The organism is Wolbachia endosymbiont (group A) of Sympetrum striolatum (genome assembly GCF_947250715.1).
Classification (GTDB): Bacteria; Pseudomonadota; Alphaproteobacteria; order Rickettsiales; family Anaplasmataceae; genus Wolbachia.
Genome location: NZ_OX366342.1, coordinates 1,227,564 through 1,247,421, shown reverse-complemented (window position 1 = coordinate 1,247,421; position 19,858 = coordinate 1,227,564). Strand labels below are relative to the sequence as shown.

General features: G+C 36.1%; 23 protein-coding genes. 22 read left to right on the top strand and 1 reads right to left on the bottom strand.

Features of this window, described 5'->3' with window-relative positions; translation table 11 throughout:
• Positions 1–18: 18 nt before the first annotated feature.
• Positions 19–510 carry a sigma-70 family RNA polymerase sigma factor gene (locus tag OOK87_RS06075; RefSeq protein WP_264688232.1) on the bottom strand — a complete coding sequence of 164 codons (492 nt, stop codon included), beginning with the start codon at positions 508–510 and terminating at the stop codon, positions 19–21.
• Positions 511–1,412: 902 nt separating this feature from the next.
• Here OOK87_RS06075 and OOK87_RS06070 point away from each other — a divergent pair.
• From OOK87_RS06070 to OOK87_RS05965, 22 genes are all read left to right on the top strand, one after another.
• The gene (locus OOK87_RS06070; RefSeq protein WP_264688352.1) at positions 1,413–1,883 is read left to right on the top strand and encodes a RuvC family protein; all 471 of its coding nucleotides are present in this window, start codon (positions 1,413–1,415) and stop codon (positions 1,881–1,883) included.
• A gap of 132 nt (positions 1,884–2,015) precedes the next feature.
• Positions 2,016–2,486, top strand: a complete 471-nt coding sequence (locus OOK87_RS06065; RefSeq protein WP_264688351.1) for a hypothetical protein — start codon at positions 2,016–2,018, stop codon at positions 2,484–2,486.
• Positions 2,487–2,504: 18 nt separating this feature from the next.
• Positions 2,505–3,989 (top strand): ankyrin repeat domain-containing protein, encoded by a 1,485-nt coding sequence (locus OOK87_RS06060; RefSeq protein WP_264688350.1) that lies wholly within the window; start codon positions 2,505–2,507, stop codon positions 3,987–3,989.
• Positions 3,986–5,815 carry a phage terminase large subunit family protein gene (locus OOK87_RS06055; protein WP_264688502.1) on the top strand — a complete coding sequence of 610 codons (1,830 nt, stop codon included), beginning with the start codon at positions 3,986–3,988 and terminating at the stop codon, positions 5,813–5,815. The genes OOK87_RS06060 and OOK87_RS06055 overlap by 4 nt, the downstream gene beginning before the upstream one ends.
• A complete protein-coding gene (locus tag OOK87_RS06050) occupies positions 5,808–6,032 on the top strand; it encodes a gpW family head-tail joining protein (protein ID WP_143689022.1) in 225 nt (74 codons plus the stop codon). The genes OOK87_RS06055 and OOK87_RS06050 overlap by 8 nt, the downstream gene beginning before the upstream one ends.
• Positions 6,033–7,460 carry a phage portal protein gene (locus tag OOK87_RS06045; RefSeq protein ID WP_208571635.1) on the top strand — a complete coding sequence of 476 codons (1,428 nt, stop codon included), beginning with the start codon at positions 6,033–6,035 and terminating at the stop codon, positions 7,458–7,460.
• On the top strand, positions 7,457–8,530 hold the full coding sequence (locus OOK87_RS06040) for a S49 family peptidase (RefSeq protein ID WP_264688349.1): 1,074 nt from the start codon (positions 7,457–7,459) through the stop codon (positions 8,528–8,530). Before OOK87_RS06045 ends, OOK87_RS06040 begins: the two co-directional genes overlap by 4 nt.
• On the top strand, positions 8,523–8,894 hold the full coding sequence (locus OOK87_RS06035) for a head decoration protein (protein ID WP_264688348.1): 372 nt from the start codon (positions 8,523–8,525) through the stop codon (positions 8,892–8,894). The genes OOK87_RS06040 and OOK87_RS06035 overlap by 8 nt, the downstream gene beginning before the upstream one ends.
• 33 nt (positions 8,895–8,927) lie before the next feature.
• Positions 8,928–9,932, top strand: coding sequence for a major capsid protein (locus OOK87_RS06030; protein ID WP_264688347.1), 1,005 nt, complete (start codon positions 8,928–8,930; stop codon positions 9,930–9,932).
• An 83-nt stretch (positions 9,933–10,015) separates the two neighbouring features.
• The gene (locus OOK87_RS06025) at positions 10,016–10,336 is read left to right on the top strand and encodes a head-tail joining protein (protein ID WP_065094329.1); all 321 of its coding nucleotides are present in this window, start codon (positions 10,016–10,018) and stop codon (positions 10,334–10,336) included.
• Entirely contained in the window at positions 10,329–10,826 is a 498-nt protein-coding gene (locus OOK87_RS06020; protein ID WP_264688346.1) for a phage tail protein, read from the top strand. Before OOK87_RS06025 ends, OOK87_RS06020 begins: the two co-directional genes overlap by 8 nt.
• On the top strand, positions 10,807–11,280 hold the full coding sequence (locus OOK87_RS06015) for a hypothetical protein (protein ID WP_264688345.1): 474 nt from the start codon (positions 10,807–10,809) through the stop codon (positions 11,278–11,280). Before OOK87_RS06020 ends, OOK87_RS06015 begins: the two co-directional genes overlap by 20 nt.
• A complete protein-coding gene (locus OOK87_RS06010) occupies positions 11,267–11,722 on the top strand; it encodes a phage baseplate assembly protein V (RefSeq protein WP_065094332.1) in 456 nt (151 codons plus the stop codon). The genes OOK87_RS06015 and OOK87_RS06010 overlap by 14 nt, the downstream gene beginning before the upstream one ends.
• 8 nt (positions 11,723–11,730) lie before the next feature.
• Positions 11,731–11,985 carry a PAAR domain-containing protein gene (locus OOK87_RS06005; RefSeq protein WP_065094333.1) on the top strand — a complete coding sequence of 85 codons (255 nt, stop codon included), beginning with the start codon at positions 11,731–11,733 and terminating at the stop codon, positions 11,983–11,985.
• A 5-nt stretch (positions 11,986–11,990) separates the two neighbouring features.
• The gene (locus OOK87_RS06000; protein WP_264687695.1) at positions 11,991–12,326 is read left to right on the top strand and encodes a GPW/gp25 family protein; all 336 of its coding nucleotides are present in this window, start codon (positions 11,991–11,993) and stop codon (positions 12,324–12,326) included.
• 9 nt (positions 12,327–12,335) lie between these two features.
• Positions 12,336–13,133, top strand: coding sequence for a baseplate assembly protein (locus OOK87_RS05995; RefSeq protein WP_264687696.1), 798 nt, complete (start codon positions 12,336–12,338; stop codon positions 13,131–13,133).
• 6 nt (positions 13,134–13,139) lie between these two features.
• Entirely contained in the window at positions 13,140–14,357 is a 1,218-nt protein-coding gene (locus OOK87_RS05990) for a phage tail protein (protein ID WP_264687697.1), read from the top strand.
• Between the two features lie 20 nt (positions 14,358–14,377).
• Positions 14,378–15,064, top strand: a complete 687-nt coding sequence (locus tag OOK87_RS05985) for a hypothetical protein (RefSeq protein ID WP_264378050.1) — start codon at positions 14,378–14,380, stop codon at positions 15,062–15,064.
• 6 nt (positions 15,065–15,070) lie between these two features.
• Entirely contained in the window at positions 15,071–16,996 is a 1,926-nt protein-coding gene (locus tag OOK87_RS05980; RefSeq protein ID WP_264687698.1) for a DUF4815 domain-containing protein, read from the top strand.
• 4 nt (positions 16,997–17,000) lie between these two features.
• Positions 17,001–18,188, top strand: coding sequence for a hypothetical protein (locus OOK87_RS05975; protein WP_264687699.1), 1,188 nt, complete (start codon positions 17,001–17,003; stop codon positions 18,186–18,188).
• Between the two features lie 7 nt (positions 18,189–18,195).
• Positions 18,196–18,381, top strand: a complete 186-nt coding sequence (locus OOK87_RS05970; RefSeq protein WP_174517025.1) for a hypothetical protein — start codon at positions 18,196–18,198, stop codon at positions 18,379–18,381.
• Positions 18,378–19,853, top strand: coding sequence for a hypothetical protein (locus tag OOK87_RS05965; RefSeq protein WP_264687700.1), 1,476 nt, complete (start codon positions 18,378–18,380; stop codon positions 19,851–19,853). The genes OOK87_RS05970 and OOK87_RS05965 overlap by 4 nt, the downstream gene beginning before the upstream one ends.
• Positions 19,854–19,858: the final 5 nt, after the last annotated feature.

The following is a 19,858-nucleotide window of genomic DNA, read 5'->3' as shown; positions in this document are numbered from 1 at the left end:
GAAAGGCAAAAATTTTGTTCAATTTTTCTTTTTGCCTTCGTAGTAAATAGGAAAAAGTTTGGCACGTATCTTCTTGATAATATTGTTTAAAGTGGTTCTTGAAACGTTGTTCATTTTGGCAACTTCATGTAAGTTGAAAAATTTAAGTTGCTCACATATATTTTGCCATTCCTTTGGTAAAACCGAGATCATATAGTCTACATCAATGCGTTTTGTTATTTCACCCTCAAGTAGCTCTGTTACATCAATACTAATGTAATTGTTGATATCACGTTTTGCACATCGCTGTTTCTTTAGCAAGTTAATAGCTTTGTTTTCAGTTAATCTTGCTACAAAGGTGTTAAAGCTACTTTTATCTTCATCATACTGATCAAGGCATGGCCAAATTTCACAGAAGAGTTCTTGCTCAAGATCTTCGTGAGCTTCATTAATAAAGCACTTAGCAAGTTTCAGTCTATAAGCTTGATATTTTACATTTTTAATAACTATATGGTAGTTTTGTAATTTCATAACTTTCCTTAAAAACAAATTGATGCTTTTAAGGATGAGAGTTATTAATGCTGTTATGTAGGACAGGAGCAAAAATAAATAATACTGATGCGATTTTTAATCTATTGATATTCTGTTATTTTTTTTTTGAGAATAATACTGATGCAATTTAAAATAATACAGTTCAGGTTTTTGGAACCTATTTTGAATGGATTTCAAAGAATGGGTAGCTCAAGCTTCCTAAAGTTATATTAAAAATATATAAGAATTCCATATTTTGAAATTCAATATCACCTAAAGAGCTAAAAATTTAGATTTCGCTATTAAAAGAATAGCTTAAATTTTTAAGAGGAAAATAGTTGAAAAGTATGCTCTCTATAACCTTAAGTTCCGTTCCTAATTACTGGCTTCCTAAATCAGGAATTAGGAATCAGGAATCTAGAACTAGCCTGTATGGCGGGGTTTCACCATGCATTCCTAAAATCGTTCCTAGGAACGGCATATCTGAAGTCCGCCAATATGGAGGATTCTAGCTTCCTGAAACCCTTATATATAATATATATATATATATAATATATATATATAATACATATATAAAAATATACACATATATAAAAACATATAAAATATCAGATTAGAATAATAAAAGAACCTCTGAAAGTAGAAAAATCATGTTGGGGATAAATAAGGTTTTCAAATTCGAGAAAAATTTTTCAAAAATTGAAGATTTTTTGGACGAAAATTTTCTAAATCTTGTATATATATGTACTCGGCAATTGAAAGCTCACTGGATCTTGGTAAACAAACTGGCTGTAAAAGAGTTTTCATGTTAGTTTTTAGTTGTTAAATTTCGAAAATTAAAGATTTTTTGGACGTAATTTTTTCAAATCTTGTATATATATGTACTCGGCAATTGAAAGGAAATGCTCACCCTAGATCTTGGTAAACAAACTGGCTGGACTATTTTGCATGATGGAATAGTGCAAAGTGGAAGTAAGAGTTTTCATGTCAGCAGGTTTAGTGGTGGTGGAATGCAGTTTTTAAATTTTCGTAATTGGCTTAATGCACTTAAGTATAAATTTCCAGGTATTGAAGTTGTGTACTTTGAAGAAGTGAGAAGACACTTGGGAACTGATGCTGCACATATCTATGGAGGGTTTTTAGCACACCTTTCTGCTTGGTGCGAGGAAAGCAATATTCCCTATCAAGGTGTTTCGGTTAAGACTATTAAACGTTTTATAACTGGCAAGGGAAATGCAAGTAAAGCTGATGTAATTGAAGCAGTGCAGGAAAAGGGTTTTTGTCCAACAGATGATAATGAAGCAGATTCTTTAGCATTAATGTTCTATGTTATGAATTTTAGTAAAGATTTTAATACGTTGGAAATATCATAAAAAGTGGGTCCTTTTGGCCAGGCTGGCGGGTTTGGTGGTCCTGACCTCAGGCCTTCTTTAGCGTTAGACATATTTCAAATGTTAACTACTTACGAAATTATAGCTGAGCAGTGCTAAAAAGGAGAAAAAAAGGTGAGAATTACGCAAGCAGAATGGGCAAGAGAAAAAGGGTTTTCGAGGCAATATGTCTGTTCTTTGGTAAAGAAAGGAATTGTTGAACTCAAAGATGGGCTCATTGACCGAGAACAAGCAAATGAAGCGGTAGCAGCAATAAGAGATCCAAGTCAACCACTGAGGAGAAAAGAGCGCGGAGAAACACTTTCAACGATATTGCTAAAAACGCGAATAAAAAATGAAATGGAGCGTGGTAAACTATTGGAAGCTAAAGTGAAAGCTGAAGTAGGTAAATTTGTGTCAATTGAAGAGGTAAAAACTGAAGCATTTAACATAGCAAGAGTTGTCCGTAATAATTTACTTAATATTCCAAATAGAGTTTCAGCGCTGCTTGCATCACTGAGTGACACTGAAAAGATTCATATGGTACTAACTGAAGAGATTACAAACTCACTCCAAGAATTATCTAACACTAAATTTCAAATATAAAAAGATTTTGAATGTAAAATGGCTGATAACTTAAGTTTGGAGTTAATAAAGTGTCTCATTAATCAACCTGGATTAGATGTTAATGTTAGAGGATTAAATGGAAAAACCCCACTACATTGCGCTATAGAATTTGACGAATTAAGCATGGTAGATCTGCTACTCACTAAGAAGAACATTAATCCTTTCGTAGAAGATAATGATGGTAAAACATCTCTTGACTATGCTAAAGAAGGGAAAAAAGCAGAAATATTACAAGCGCTAATTAATAACAAATACGGGTCAGAACAAGATAGCTTACTTCATTTGGCCGCAATGATAGGTGAAGTTAATGCAGTTAGATATTTGATCAGAAAAGGTATTGACGTTAATGCAAGAAATGCTCTGCATCATACTCCATTACATCTAGCAGCAGGCATAGGACATGGAAATGTTGTCAAAATTTTAGTAGAAGAAGGAAATGCTGAAATTGATGTCTTTGATGCACGGAATCAGACACCAATGCACTATGCAGTTAATAACAAAAAATTGGAGATAGTAAAGTTACTGCTGAAGCTTGGAGCAGATGTAAATAGCGCGCGCATAGGACAAAACTCAATGAAATTGTCACCTGTTCATATAGCTGTAAGTAATACTAATTACGATGAAAGAGACTTATGTCTTGATATCCTCAAATGCTTAATAAAGGAGCCTAATGCTCAAGTTAATTTACAAGACTACGAAAATAAAACGCCACTACATTACGCTGAAAGACTTAAAACAATAGAGGTCTTACTAACGCGAGAAGATATAGACCCTCTGGTAAAAGACGATAGCGGCAAGACACCATTTGATTACGCTAGACCTGAGATAAAGAAGACTTTGATGAGCAATAAATATGGTTCTGAAAAGAATAGTCTATTGCATTTAGCTGCACAAAAAGGAGAAATTGAACTTGTAGATGCAATTTTAAAAGAAGAAATCGATATTGATATTTCAAACAATAGAAGTCTATCACCGATTTACCTTGCTGCGGAAAAAGGGCATTTACATGTAGTAAAGTTATTGCTGAAAAAAGGAGCAAGTTATACACCTGTTTTGCACTTAGCAATCAAGTCAAATAATTTAGAATTACTTAAAGTTTTATTCAATGAAAAAAATGGAGCGTTACTCTGCAGAGATATCGTTGTTAATTTTCCAACCCTTCATAATAAATATATAGCACAGAGAGAAATAGCAGATAAAAGGATGAAAAAACATAATAATATTATCTGCATCTGTATTACAGTTAGCGCAGTAGCAATGGCAGCATATATAGGTTTAACGGTAACAGCAATAAGCAGTGCAATCATTTTTGCAACAATAACAGGGGTATTTGCGCTTGTTATAGCAATAATGATAAGTGAGATGAGCAAAAGATATATAGAAAAAGAGTTTCAGAAAAAGATGTTTATGGAACTGGAAGAGTGTAGTTCTACTGTTAATGATGTTGAAATAGAACCAATTATGAGTAGATGCAGACAATGATATACGCTAGAGCTTTTTCTGAAGGTTTAAGACCAGATCCCCAGCTTAAAGTATCAGAGTGGGCGAATGAGTATCGAGTTCTAGCCCCAACTGCAGCATCAGAGCCAGGTAAATGGAGAACGGAAAGAACTCCTTATTTAAAAGAAATCATGGATTCACTTTCTCCGTCCTCACCAACAGAAAAAGTAGTATTCATGAAAGGAGCGCAGATTGGGGGAACAGAAGCTGGTAACAATTGGATTGGCTACATCATAGATCAGACTCCTGGTCCAATGCTGGTAGTACAGCCAACAGTTGAAATGGGAAAACGTTGGTCAAAAGGAAGATTTGCGCCGTTAATAGAGAGTACGCCATGTTTAAAGAGTAAAGTAAAAGACCCAAGGTCAAGAGACTCAGGCAATACTGTACAAAGTAAGGAATTTCCAGGTGGAATAGTAGTAATAACTGGAGCAAACAGCAGTGTAGGACTGAGATCTATGCCAGTAAAGTATCTCTTTCTTGATGAGATTGATGCGTATCCAGGAGATTCAGGAGGAGAAGGAGATCCAGTACTGCTTAGTATTGCTCGAACTAATACATTTGCAAGGCGAAAGATTTTTTTAGTATCAACACCAACGATTCATGGAATAAGCAGAATTGAGAAGGAATTTGAAGCAACAGATAAGAGATACTTTTTTGTTCCATGTCCGCATTGTAATTACTATCAAGTTTTAAAATGGTCACAAATAAAATGGGAAGATAAAAATCCAAATACAGCACACTATATATGTATAGAGTGTGGTGAAAAGATAGAAAATCATCAAAAGACAGAGATGCTTGAGCGTGGAGAATGGAGGCCTACTAATAGAGTAAAAGGTGAGAAAAAAGGATTTCATCTTTCAAGTCTTTATAGCCCAGTTGGCTGGTATAGTTGGACTCAAGCAGTAGAGGATTTTCTCCATGCGAAAGAAAGTGAACAATTACTGAAAGTTTGGATAAATACTACGCTTGGAGAAACCTGGGTAGATAAAGGAGAAGTACCGGACTGGAAGCAATTATTTAACAGGAGAGAATTTTTTCAGATTGGCACAGTACCAAAAGGCGAAGTAGTTCTCACAGCAGGAGTAGATGTTCAAAAAGATCGCTTGGAAGTAGAAGTTGTAGCCTGGGGAAAAGGCAGAGAAAATTGGTCAATAGACTACCGAGTATTTGAAGGAGATACAGGAGGTAGGGAAGTATGGAGAAAACTCTCTGAGCTCTTAAATCATCATTTTATCGGTGAAAATGGGCTTGAGTATATGATAAGCATGATGGCAGTAGATGCAGGATATGCGACACAAGAAGTATACAATTGGGTGAGAAGTCATCAAGGCTGTGGAAGAGTAATGGCAGTCAAAGGTGTAAATAAAGCACTAGTACCACTTAGCAGCCCAAGTAGAGTAGATATAACAGTTGGTGGTCAAAAGCTAAAGAGAGGAATAAAGCTCTGGCCAGTAGGAGTATCGATATTAAAATCAGAGCTTTTTCAATTACTTAATATTTTAAAAGAAGAAGAGGGAAAAGCTCTACCTGGATACTGTCATTTTCCTGAGTACGCACCTGAATATTTTAAGCAGCTAACAGCAGAGCAGTTAGTCAGCAAGGTAGTAAAGGGATACACCAAACAGGAGTGGCAAAAGGTAAGAGAAAGAAACGAAGTGCTAGATTGCCGAATTTATGCGAGAGCTGCATCTATTGCGCTTGGAATTGATAGGTGGCAAGAAAATAAATGGAATAGTTTGAGTGGAAAAATGGAAAGTAAAAAACCTAAAAAAGTGAGACAGAGTAAGTGGTTGGAAAATGTATAACGAAGAGTATTTAGTTCAAATTGAAGAAGCGATAAAGAAGCTTCAGAGTGGCGAAAGAGTAGTATCAATTGCATATGGTGATCATGTGGTGAGATATGCTGAAGTTCAGATAAATGATTTACTAAACTTAAGACAACGTATTAAAGCTGAGCTAAAGATTGTTGGAATGAAGCCGAAGAGAAAGATTGTTTTTTCAACGAGTAAAGGAATTTTATAAATGCTGCTAAAAACCTTCAAGCAATTATTTAACAAACCAAAGATAAAAAGCTCAGCATGGGATGCAGCAGGCTCAGGAAGAAGATTTTTTCACTTTCAACCAGAGTTAGGAAGTATAAACAATTTGCTGTCTCAAAACCTTGAAACTTTACGTAGTCGATCACGTGATATGGTGAGAAAAAATCCATATGCAGCAAATATCATTGATACCATAGTGAGTAACTCTATTGGGACAGGAATAAAACCGCAATCAAAAGCAAGAGATGGAGAATTTCGAAAGAAAGTACAAGAATTATGGCTAAGATGGACAGATGAAGCAGATAGTAACGGAGTAAGTGATTTTTATGGATTACAAGCTCTAGTATGCAGAAGTATGATAGAGGGAGGAGAATGTTTTGTACGCCTCCGAAATCGTAAACTCGAAGATGGATTTTCTGTACCATTACAACTGCAAGTACTTGAGTCTGAACATTTAGATAATAAAACAAATCAAACTTTAGGAAATGGTAATGTAATAAGAAACGGGATTGAGTTTAACAGGCTTGGGCAAAGAGAAGCATACTACCTATTTAAAGAACACCCTGGTGAAAGTATGTTTGGAGAATCAGTGAGAGTGCCAGCAAATGATGTTTTACATATTTATAGACCATTAAGACCTGGGCAAATCAGAGGGGAGCCTTGGCTTTCTAATATACTGCTGAAGCTTTATGAGCTTGATCAATATGATGATGCAGAGCTGGTGAGAAAGAAAACTGCAGCAATGTTTGCAGGGTTTATTACAAGACTTGATCCTGAAGCAAATATTTTAGGAGAAAGTGAAAGTAATGAGCAAGGAGTAGCACTATCTGGTTTAGAGCCAGGAACAATGCAGCTTTTAGACCCAGGAGAAGACATAAAATTTTCAGAGCCGTCAGATGTAGGAGGAAGTTATGAAGCGTTTATGAAACAGCAACTCAGGGCAATAGCGATTGGTACAGGGATAACATATGAGCAACTAACAGGAGATTTAACCGGTGTTAATTATTCATCAATTAGAGCAGGATTAATAGAGTTTCGTAGGAGATGTACAATGTTACAGCATAACATAATGGTATTTCAGTTTTGCCGTCCTGTATGGGATAGGTGGTTAGAGTTAGCACTACTTTCTGGAGAGCTAGACATAGGTGAAGAATGGACAAAGGGAAAAGAAGGAGCAAAAAAAGAAGTAAAATGGATACCACAGGGATTTGATTGGGTCGATCCGCTAAAAGATCAGCAAGCACAGCAAATGGCAGTAAGAAATGGATTCAAGAGTCGAGCGGAAGTAGTATCAGAAATGGGTTATGATGTAGAAGAAATTGACCAAGAAATAGCAGAAGATCAAAGACGTGCAAGTGAACTGGGCTTAAGTTTTGATTCTGACGTTACGGCCAATCAAGAGGTGATATGAAACAACAATGGCTAAACAGATGTGTAATGGTAGAACCAAGGAGTTTTGAGTTACTGTCACTACAAACAGGAAAGCAGCCTATCTTTAAAAATATAAAACATGCAGTAAGAAATAGTGAAAGAGGAATAATACCGATACATGGCATTTTAACTAAAAAACCTGGTGCATTTGATGAAATGCTCGGAATGACATCATATGAGCAAATAGAAGAACAAATTACACAAGCATTAGCAGATAGTAGCATAGAGACAATTATACTGGAAATAGATAGCCCCGGAGGAGAGGTAAACGGTATATTTGACCTAGCTGACTTTATTTATGAATCAAGAGGAAAAAAGAGGATAATAGCGATAGCAAATGATGATGCATATTCTGCTGCGTACGCTATAGCTTCTAGCGCTGAAAAGATTTTTCTCACCCGCACTTCAGGAGTTGGGAGTATAGGAGTAATAGCAAGTCATATAGATCAAAGTGGATTTGATGAAAAATGTGGAATAAAATATACCACAGTGTTTGCAGGAAGTAGAAAAAATGATTTAAATCCACATGAGCCAATAACTTCTGAGAGTTTAGAAAATCTAAAAAGCGAAGTGAATCGTTTATATGAAATGCTGGTTGAGCTAATAGCACGGAATAGAAACCTCTCTGTAGAGGCAATAAAAAATACTGAAGCAGGGCTTTATTTTGGTGAAAATGCAGTAGAGATGGGTCTTGCAGACGGAATTACAATTCTTTCATCTATTAATAAAAACAGGAGTATTACTATGAATGAACAAACTACAAATGACCTAGAAACTGATAATTTAACCAAGTATCGTACTGAAGTTCTTGAATTAATACGATTATGTAATATATCAAAGATGCCAGAAAAGATAGGAGAATTTATTGAGCAGGGTGTAAGTGTTGAGCAAGCAAGGGAAGTTTTAATGGAATTACTTGCAGAAAGAACAAAGAAGACAGAGATAATAAGTACAATACCACAGAATTCAGGAGAAGAGTTGATGATGCAGGTAGCGAAAAGTCGTAGGCATTTAAAATATATAACAAAAGGAGAAAAGCAAAATGAGTAGTATAACAGAACAAAATAATCTAGGTGACTTATTAAAGTATGAGGCATCAAGCCTGTATTCAAGAGACTCAATAGCAGTAACTAAAAGTCAAAATCTTAAACTTGGTACAGTTGTTGGTCGTGATAAAGACAACATGATTAAGGTAATAAATCCAACTGCCACAGATGGCACACAAACAGCGATAGGTGTAATAACAAGCGATGTAAATAGCAAAGATGGAGATACTAAAGCAGTAATAATTACTCGTATTGCTCTTCTTGCCGATCATGCAATTGTATGGCCAGCAAATATCACTGAAGAACAGAAAGCTGAAGCAATAAAGCAACTTGAAGTACGAGGGATCATTATCCGCAAGGGAGTTTAACTAAAATTAATAAGAAAAAAAGGAGAGAAAGAAATGCAAAATCCATTTACAAATACAGCATTTAGTATGACGGCACTAACAAATGCGATGAATATATTGCCGATAAATTATGGACGTGTTGAAAATTTAAATTTATTTCCAAGTAGGTCAGTAAGATTTCGACATATTACTATAGAAGAACACAACGGAGTATTGAGTTTACTGCCAACACAAGTACCCGGAGCACCAGCAACAGTAGGAAAAAGAGGAAAAAGAAAGGTAAGAACATTTACGATTCCACATATTCCACATGATGATGTAGTGTTACCAGAGGAAGTACAGGGAATAAGGGCATTTGGATCAGAGAGTGAACTTAAAGCGCTGGCAGATGTAATAACGGACCATTTGCAATTGATGAGAAACAAACATGCGATAACGTTGGAACATTTGCGGATGGGAGCGCTGAAGGGAATAATTTTAGATGCTGATGGGTCAGAATTATTAAATTTGTACAACGAATTTGAAATAACACCAAAAGTAGTAAATTTTGCACTGGGAACAGCAACAACAGATGTAAAACGTAAGTGTCTGGAAGTATTGCGGCACATAGAAGATAATCTAAGTGGTGAATATATGACAGGAATTCATGCTTTGGTAAGCCCTGAGTTTTTTGATGCACTTACTTCTCATACTAAAGTGAAAGAAGCATATGAGAGATGGCAAGAAGGAGCAGCGCTAAGGAATGATATGAGGTCAGGATTTACGTTCTGTGGCATAACATTTGAGGAATATAGAGGGCAAGCAACTGACCCTGAAGGAACGGTGAGAAGATTTATTGACAAAGATACAGGGCACTGTTTTCCAGTAGGAACAGCAAGCACATTTACAACATACTTTGCACCAGCAGATTTTAATGAGACAGTGAATACTCTTGGACAGCCACTCTATGCAAAACAAGAGCCAAGAAGATTTGATAGAGGGACTGATTTGCATACGCAGTCAAACCCTCTGCCAATGTGCCACCGTCCAGCAATACTAGTCAAGATCGTTGTAACATAGGTAGAGCAAATATAAAGCGGTGTGAGGCAGAAGAATGCTTTACCTCTTCTTAGCATATGAATGTTAGTATATAGCGGAGAAATGTGCAAGAGAATATTAAGAGATTATTTAAAGATTGTTTTGCCCATTTAGGAGAAGTGGCTTGTTATAAATCAAAGGATAAGTCATATATGGTACAGGTATTAAAGCAACAGCCAGATAAATTATACGAGATTGGTGAAGGACAATTTGTGGGAGAGATGCTTTTTCTTGAGGTAAATGTTTTTGATGTACTGAGGCCAATGGTGGGAGATATTTTTGTTATTGATGGTCGTAAATATAAAGTATATTCTCCACCACTGCGAGATAATTCAGGAATAGTATGGAATATAAAATGTACAGTACTTGGAGAGAAGGATGTTTAACATTGAGGTTAATGAAAATATTGAGAGAATTATTCACAACATTGATGTTAACAAAGCCAAAATAGAATTGGCAGCGGTAAGAGCGCTAAACAAAACGGCATTATGGTTAAAATCTCAGGCTGTCCGAGAAATCAGTGAAGAAAAGCAAATTAGGCTAAAAGTAATTAGAAAAAGACTAAGAATTATCAAGGCAAGGAAAAGCACTTTGAAGGTTTTAATTAGAGCATATCTGTATGATGTGAGAATGAGAAATATAAAACAAGCAAAAATAAGAACAGCATTTAATGATGCATTTATGGCAACGATGCCAAGAGGCTATCGTAGTATTTTTAAACGTGTAGGAAGAACAGCACTACCGATACAGGAGGTTAAACTACCACTTGAACCTGAGGCTTCAAGGATAATAGAAAATCTTGTTAATTATGAAGTTGAAAGGATATTTGAAAAATATTTTACACATGAGTTATTTTATGACGGCATTTTGGACTAATTTACATGAGGCAATTTGTAATACGCTAAAGGCAGAGATACCAGCAATTCAAACTTGTGAGGTTTATCCAGCAATCAGGAAAGAATTGATAGCACCAGCAGTATTTATAGAACTTAGTGGCTTTGAGAAAGGACATGATCCAGCAACAGAAGAATTAGCGCTGAGAGCAAAATTTGAGGCACGAATAGTGATTGATCGTACAATAGAAAGTGCCCCTATTATTGTCAGATCATTAGCTGCTGAGGTTGCCAGAGTAGTAAATAAAAATACTTGGAACGTGAAAAATGTTTCACCAGGAGAATTTATATCAGGAGGAGGAGATGATTTTAGGCCAGAGCTCGATGCATATTTAGTGTGGATGGTAGACTGGGCGCACGAATTGCATGTAGGGCGATCGATTTGGGAAGTGAGTAAAATAAAACCTCATTTAATCGATGTGAATGTTGGAAAGTAATTTTGCAATTTCAGAATTGCGGAGGAAATTGGCCAACATTGTCCGTATAGGCATTGTCGAAAAAATAGATTATGAAAAAGCTAAAGTAAAAGTTAAAATAGGTGAACTTGTAACAGATTTTCTTCCATGGATAACAAATAGAGCTGAAAGTTGGTCACCACCAAATATTGATGAACAGGTAATAGTATTATCACCATTGGGAGAATTGTCTTTGGGGGTGGTGTTACCGGCAATATATCAGGAAAAATACCCTCCTCCAGAGAATAAAAAGGAAGTAAATAGTGTAAAATTTCAAGATGGGACAAGATTTACATATGATAAAGAGAAACATCATTTAGAGATTGAAGTAGTAGACAAGATAACACTGAATGTTGGGGAATCAAGTGTAGAGATAACAAAGAGCGAAATAAAACTAAAAGCAAAAAGAGTAAATCTAAATTAGGGAAAGGAATGAATAAATCAGTTATACGCCTAGGAGATCACTGTGAAGGAGCGTTGCTGCATTTTTGTATAAGTGGAAGCAGAGATGTATTTATAAACGGAAGACCTGTCTGTAGGCAAGGAGATAATTTTAGTGAAGGAAAAGTAATGACACAAGGGTCGAAAGCAGTGTTTGTAAATGGCAAAGCCATTGCTCGTACTGGTGATCTAATTTCCTGTGGAGCAATTGCAGAAGAAGGGAGTGATAACGTTTTTGCAGGGTAAATAATATGCGTGGTATGAGTTCTGAAACTGGTAAAACAATAAGTGGTATAGAGCATTTAAAACAATCAATAGTTGATATTTTAACTACGCCAATTGGCACTCGTGTTATGCGCCGAGATTACGGATCAAGGTTATTTGAGCTGATTGATCATCCAATTGTACCTGGTTTTGCACAAGAACTTTATGCAGCAGTTGCAGAAGCATTAGAAAAGTGGGAGCGTCGATTTAAGCTTAAACGTGTACAAATAACAGAAATAAAAGAAGGTAAAGTAACTCTCATTTTAGAGGGAATCTATCTGCCAAATGGAAAGCTGATCCGCCTTGATGGTATTATAGTATAAGGTAGTAGGATGAAAACACCAAATATTGTCGAAACATTAAAATTTGAGGAAATCTTTTCGCGAATGAAAGAAGAGTTAGTGCGTCGGAATGCAAGTTTTTCTGCACTAACTGAGAGTGATCCAGCAATAAAGATACTGGAAGTAGCAGCCTGGCGTGAACTTTTGCTTAGGCAAAGGATTAATGATGCAGCACAGGCAAATTTACTTGCTTTTGCAAGAGGTAATGACCTTGATCACTTGGCTGAATTTTATGGTGTGCTGAGAAAGGAGTCAGAGAATGATGAATCCTTAAGGAAGCGGGTAAAAGCCAAAATTGTTGGTTGGTCAACAGCAGGGAGTAAAGAGCATTATCGCTATCATGCATTATCTGCTGACACGAGAGTAAAAGATGCGCAAGTGGTATCACCTATACCAGGAAGTGTACAGATTTCAATACTTTCCACAGAAAATGATGGAGTACCTTCAGAAGAATTGCTAGAGATCGTCAGAAATCACGTTATTCGTGATGATATTCGTGTATTAACAGATACGCTTACAGTTATTGGCTGTGGTATTATTCCCATTACTATTCATGCTAAAGTGCATATTTACCCTACTGCATCCAAAGATGTTATCGAAGCTGCAAAGGAAAAATTTATCAAAGATCTTGAATCTGCTAAAGGTTTAGGGTGGAATGTTACCAGATCATGGATTATTGCCCACCTCTTTATAGAAGGTATGCAGAATATAGAGCTTACAGAGCCGATAGAAGACATCGTCGTGCAAGATAATGAATGCGTTACTTTAAATAATTTAAGTGTTAGGTAAAAATTGGTGATACTTCCTCCAAATGCTTCAAAGCAAGAGCAAATACTTACAGACATAATTAATTATTCTTTTGATGCAAATTCTCTACGGGGATTTAAATTTAACCCACAGACTGAAATGTTGCCGTGGCTAGTAGCGGAATACGGCTTGGGAGAAATTTTATCCTGGGGTAAGAAAGCTACTAAGAGTGCATTAAAAGAATGGGTCTTAGCTAAGCAAAACGGAATAAGATTTCAACGTTTGCGCGGTACACCACAGTCACTGAAGATGGCGCTGAAGTGGGCAAACATTGATAATATTACCATTCAAGAAGAACCACCAGGAGAGCATTTTGCTGAATTTCAAATTGGCATCTCTGATGTTCCTAATGACTTTTTTGTCGATAGTGTAATTGCTCTGGCAAAACTTTCTGCACCGGCAAGATCTCGATTAATGCGAATATTCAATGACTATTACAATGCTCAGCGGTTTATGTTAGATGAAAGTATTTTTGGAGATCTTCTTTCAGACTACTCAGGTGTAAAAATAGCAAAAGAAGGACCAGTATTATCGTTTGGAAGAAAAAACTCATTTGAGCTGAAAATAGGAAATCCAAGATTTAAATTTGGCACTTTTAGATCACATTATGATAGAAGTTACAGTAATGATTTATATAGGTTAGATGTTGCAACATTAGGAGAGACAGAGCCTCACACGAAGAATTACAACGGTACATATGAAAGAAATCATGAGTGGTACAACTTAGAAGCACTATATCCTCTACCACAGAGTTTATTGCCAGAAATTAAGTTTGCTAAAGCATTGATAGTATTGTCAGATAGTTGGAATTTAGGGGATATCAATGCTTGTTTTGCATCAACTACTTATGAAGAAATAGAGCATACATTTCACTTAAGTGAAGATAAACTTTCTGAGCAGATTTGGAATTTTCAACGTACACCAATTTTAGAGCGATTTAGTATAACTTATTACTATGAAGCGAAGAATTTTACTGATCAAAAAATAATAGAGTCTAATTTAGTGGAATATCACGTTGATTGTAAAAATGATTCAGATTCAAAACAGAAAGATCCCATTCATGAGCTAGAAAATTACGTAGCAGCATTCTATCTAGGTATGGTTACTTGGCATGAACATCGCCACTTACATCGCCCTTGGAAAGATTTTGATCCTATTATTGCAAAAAAATTGGACGTTTTTTCTACGGATCTTGTATATACATAATATCAACTGCACAATCAACTATGTCAGTACTCACACAATCAGGCAGAGCAGCTATTGCTGCGAGCATAAAAGAGCAACCGATACATCTTGCTTGGGGATCTGGAGATTCTACCTGGGAAAGCAGCTACAAAGTTGAAAAAACTTTTGCAGCAGGCGGCAAGATAAGTTTAGATCACCACACTATTAAAGATGTAAAAGTTTATACAGGGCAAACAATTTATCAGTCAAGCATAGATTATATAGTTGATAGTAGCTCAGGCACTATTGAGCGTGTAGAAAATGGTGCAATTATAGCAGATAGCGTAATCACTATAGAGTACACTCAAGACACACCACCGGAACTAATTACTTCTGCAACATTAATTAAGGAAGTTGGACGTCGTGTTGTTGATGAGATACTCTTTTGTACTGGTGATGATGATGGAGAGCTTCTAACTCCCACAGGTAGGTTTAAACCCTCAAATGTACCAACCAATAATTTGTACCTTAAATTTACTTTCGATTTCACGGACGCAGCAAATCAAGTAATAAGGGAGCTCGGGGTTATGGTTGGTACAAAGGTAAAGGAAAAAGTGTCATCTGGGCAGAGATATTTTGAGCCAAAAGACGTGGAAAATCCTGGAATTTTGTTAGTTTTAGAACACACCGTGCCACTTATCAGAACATCTGCAACTCGGGAAACTTTTTCATTTGTTGTAACTTTTTGAAATAAAATGACCTTAAATAGTTATTATAACCGCTTTAATCCTGACAAAGAATATGAGAAAAGCTTATTTCTTGCAGGAAGAGGTTTGCAATCTGCAGAATTAAACGAGACTCAGGAGTATGCTCTTTCTAAGCTTAAAGGCATAGGTGATGCAATATTTCGTGATGGTGATGTTATAACAGGAAGCAATTGTATTATAGATAGAGAAACTGGTAAAGTTACACTTGAAGGAGGAAAAATCTATCTTCGTGGAGCGGTGAGAAAGGTAGAGGCAAAAGAGTTTGTTATTCCACTGAGTACCACAGTTCGTATCGGTGTTTATTACGTAGAATCTACCATTACAGAACTTGAGGACGAAAATCTTCGTGATCCTGCTGTTGGTACACGTAATTATCAAGAAGTAGGAGCTGCAAGGCTTAAAGTTTCCACCATTTGGGGTTATCAAGCAGAAGGTCTTTCTCCACGTTTTTCTGCAGGAGAGTTTTATCCAATCTATAACATTGAAAATGGAGTATTAATAGAACATTCACCACCACCACAAGCAAACATAGTAACTACCGCTCTTGCTCGTTATGACAAAGAAGCTAATGGTTCCTACGTTGTAAATGGCCTTGAAGTAATGTTTTTGCAAAAGGAAGAAGAGGGCAAAAAACAAGTATTCGTGATTAATGAGGGAAAAGCTCATGTTGATGGCTATGAGATTGAGTTACCTCATAGTATTCGTGTTTCTTTTGATGAAGATCCTAATATAAAATCAGTTGAATCAGAACCACATACTTTTCAGCCAAATAGCCAAAGGGTAATGGAACTGAAGGTTAATGATTTTCCAATAAGTGAAATTAAAAAAGTAGATATAACTGTTCAGAAAACCATTACTGTTACTCACGGTTCATATTCTGGAGCTATTGATCCGATACCTGATTCTGCAGTACTTGAGATTATTCAAGTTAAACAAGGCAATGTTATTTATGAAAATAGTACAGACTATAAGTTAAATGCAGGAAACGTTGATTGGTCATTACCTGGCAAAGAACCAGCTCCTGGGAGTAGTTACCTGATAACCTATCGCTGTCGTACTCATGTAAGTCCTGAAGATATAAGTGAAGAGGGATGCAAAGTAAAAGGAGCAGTTGATAACAGCTTGGTTCTGATTGATTACACCTGGAAAATGCCCCGCTTTGATTTAATTACTATCGATAGCAAAGGAGTGGTAAGAAGAATAAAAGGAATTTCTCACCCTTGGCGACCATCAATGCCTAGAGCGCCTAGTGGACAACTTTTGCTCTGCTACATTCATCAGACGTGGAAAAAAGGCGAAGGGGTAAAAATAGTGAATAATGCTATTCATGCTGTACCGATGAATGAGCTTGAAGCAATGAAAAAAGGAATAAATGATCTTTATGCTCTTGTTGCACAGGAACGTTTACGCAGTGATGCAAATTCAAGAGAACCTACTACCAAAAAAGGAGTATTTGTTGATTCGTTTTTTGACGATGATATGCGTGATCAAGGAATTTCGCAGTCTGCAGCAATAGTAAATAGAGAGCTAGTTCTGCCAATAGATGTAGAAGTTGCAGATATTGAAAAAGGTGGGGAAAGATATCTTTTGCCTTATAAACTTGAACCGGTACTGGAGCAGCTTTTACAGACTAAAGGAGAAAAGATTAATCCGTATCAAGCTTTTGATCCAGTCCCGGCACAAATTACTCTAAATAAAAACATTGACCACTGGACAGAGGTTACCACGAATTGGAAAAGTCCAGTAAAAAGAGTATTTAATGTTAAAGAAACGACAGAGCTGCTGTCAAGTACTTCATACGAAACTGAATTTATGAGAGAAGCAGTACAGAATTTTGAAATTGAAGGTTTTGAGCCAAGTGAGAAGCTTAAAGAGATAAAATTTGACGGAATAATTATTCAACCTATAGCATAAAAATATGTTAATAGTTAACAATCAAGGACAAATAAGTGGAAAAATAAAAATCCCAGCAAATATTCCAGCAGGTACTAAATTAGTACAGTTTTATGGTGATAAAGGAAGCTATGGAGAAGCAACGTACACTGGTAAAAAAACTATTACCATAGAAGAGAGAAGAAGAGTTATCGCAGCAAGAAGAATTGATCCTTTAGCGCAAACATTTACTTTAAATGAGAGTAGGCACATAGGAGGTCTAGAGTTATGGTTTATAAATAAAGGCAAAAAACGTGTTGTTGTGCAGATTAGAGAAACAGCAGTGGGAGTGCCCTCGCAAACTGTCATTGCTGAAAGCTATATTGAGCCAAAAGATATAAAGATAGATGGCACAGCAACACGTATAGAGTGGTCACCAGTGTTTTGCCATGCAGGAGAGGAGTATGCAATAGTACTACTTACTGATGATGCAGATACTGCAGTAAAAATAGCAGAACTTGGCAAATATGATGCAGTAAATAGCCGTTGGGTAACGAGTCAGCCATATCAAGTAGGAGTATTACTTTCATCAAGCAATGCAAGCACCTGGACTCCACATCAAAATTTAGATTTAACGTTTCGGCTTTTGGCTGCAAAATTTAGCGAAAATTCTCATGTTATTGATCTTGGCAAAGTTACAGCAACCAATACTTCAGATTTAATTGTTTTGACGAACGTCGAAAAAGTAGCATTTGATACCAATGTAGAATTTATTCTGACAGATGAAGAAGGAAAAGAAAATTTTCTATCTGATAACTTGCCGCTCGCGCTGCGTGAAAGACTATCTGGAGAGTTAACAGTAAAGGCAAATTTAAAAGGGTCAAAAGAAAAAAGTCCAGTGCTATATCCAGGGTTACAGCTAGTTCTAGGTAATCTTTTAGAGTCTGGAGATTATGTTACAAGAAGTATTACAGCAGGAGCTAATACTAAAATCACCATAACGTACGATGCGCTGATACCTGGCACTGCAGATGTTAAAGCTTATGTACAAAAAAGCAACAGTGATTGGCAATTAGTAAATTTAACATCAGGAAAACCAATTGGAGAAAATTGGGTAGAGAGAACTCATGTGCTGACAAATTTTAATGCTAATGAGACAAGGATAAAATTAGTTTTAAGTGGAACGGTTATTTATCGTCCTAAAGTCAAAAATCTCAGAGTAATAGTAACATAAAATTTAAATGACTTTTGATCAAACCAAACGAGGATATCCTTTGCCGCATCCAGAGAACATAGCTGTAGAAGATGTAGTACGTATTCGCAGAGCCATAGAAAAGATAGATGAAGATATGAGTGAAAGAGAAGATGAACTTAAAAATAATTTTGAACGATTTAGATTTGAAACTTTTTTGAATTTTTGGGAATGAAAGAAGCAATAGAAGCATTACAGCAAAGGATAAAGGATTTAGCAGCAAATAGCACGGCTGATCAACTGGCATATCTTGCAAAATCGCTGGAATTGATAGCAGATAAAAAAGCTATTTCTGATATTGCGCAAATGACTAAAGTAAAAGAAATAATTGATGCACTACAAGAAAGGCTTAGGGATTTAGCAGTAAACAGTACACCAGATCAATTAGCATATCTTGCTAAAGCACTGGAATCAATAATCGGTAAAAGTTCAGTTTCTGAAATTGTACAGATGACAGATGGTAAGTTAAATGAACTTTTAAGCGCTGCAAGGACGCACTTAAGCGACATAAACAGCAATAAGGAAAATTCAATATCTGCAATAACTGAAGCGAAAACAGATTCTGTCAATGAAATTAACAAGCTTAGGGATAATTCCTTAAACACTTTAAAAGCATCATCAGATTCACATATATCGCTACTTGATACGAGAAAGAATGCCAATATTGCAGCAATAAATAGCATTAGTAACAGTCATAAAGATGGTCTTAAAGGTTTAGTAGAAGATTTTCGTGCTGTTAATAATGTACCACCTGGCTCATCAATTATTGGGGAAATAGAAACTCGTGATAACCAATTAAAAACATCCCTGATAAATGAGGTAAAAACTCGGGATGAACAGTTAAAAGTGTCTCTTATAAATGAAATAAGAAAGCGCAACATGGTTGAACCAGGGTCATTACCTTTCTTATTTGGTGTACTTGGCAGAAAAAATAATTATTTTGGCCACGGAACTTTTACGACAGAGCTTGGAAAGTGGAGTAGTGATATAACAAAAACTGACTATATGTTACAACTACTAGCAGGTAGCCATACGTACAATACAGATTACGTTAGTTTTTATCGGCCAAGACAACTAAGTTTTATAGAGGGAAGTAAAGGAACATTTATTTACGGAGAGTTATGCACAAAAAGTTTTTCGGGTAGTTATGATGAGATATACTATTACCCGTATGCTGCACTTGGAGTAGTATTTGTAAAAAATACAACCAATGTGAACATAAATAAGACAATGGAATTTGTTGGATCATCGTATTCGAGTACGGAGTATGGGGGAGCAGGATTATTTGTGGGAACACCAGATAATACCAATTCTAATAAATCAAGAATTTCAAGAATAATATGGAAAAATGTTTACCAATACACGAGTTCTGATAGCAAATTAGCTGGATCTGGTAATGTGGAGATTCCAGCAGGAAAAACAGTTGCAATATTACTTTACACATCATCTTACCTGTATTCCAGAACACAAGTTAGTCAAGGTATGCTTGCATCAAATTATGTACACAACTATGGTCAATTTATTCAGTGGGGGATTTATAACATACGTAGCAATGTTCTAACTACAGGACTTGAAGTAGATGTGGAGAGAACGCTAAAAGCTTGGCAATGTCCAGGATTATCTAACACGTATGAGATTTGGAGGTAACAAAC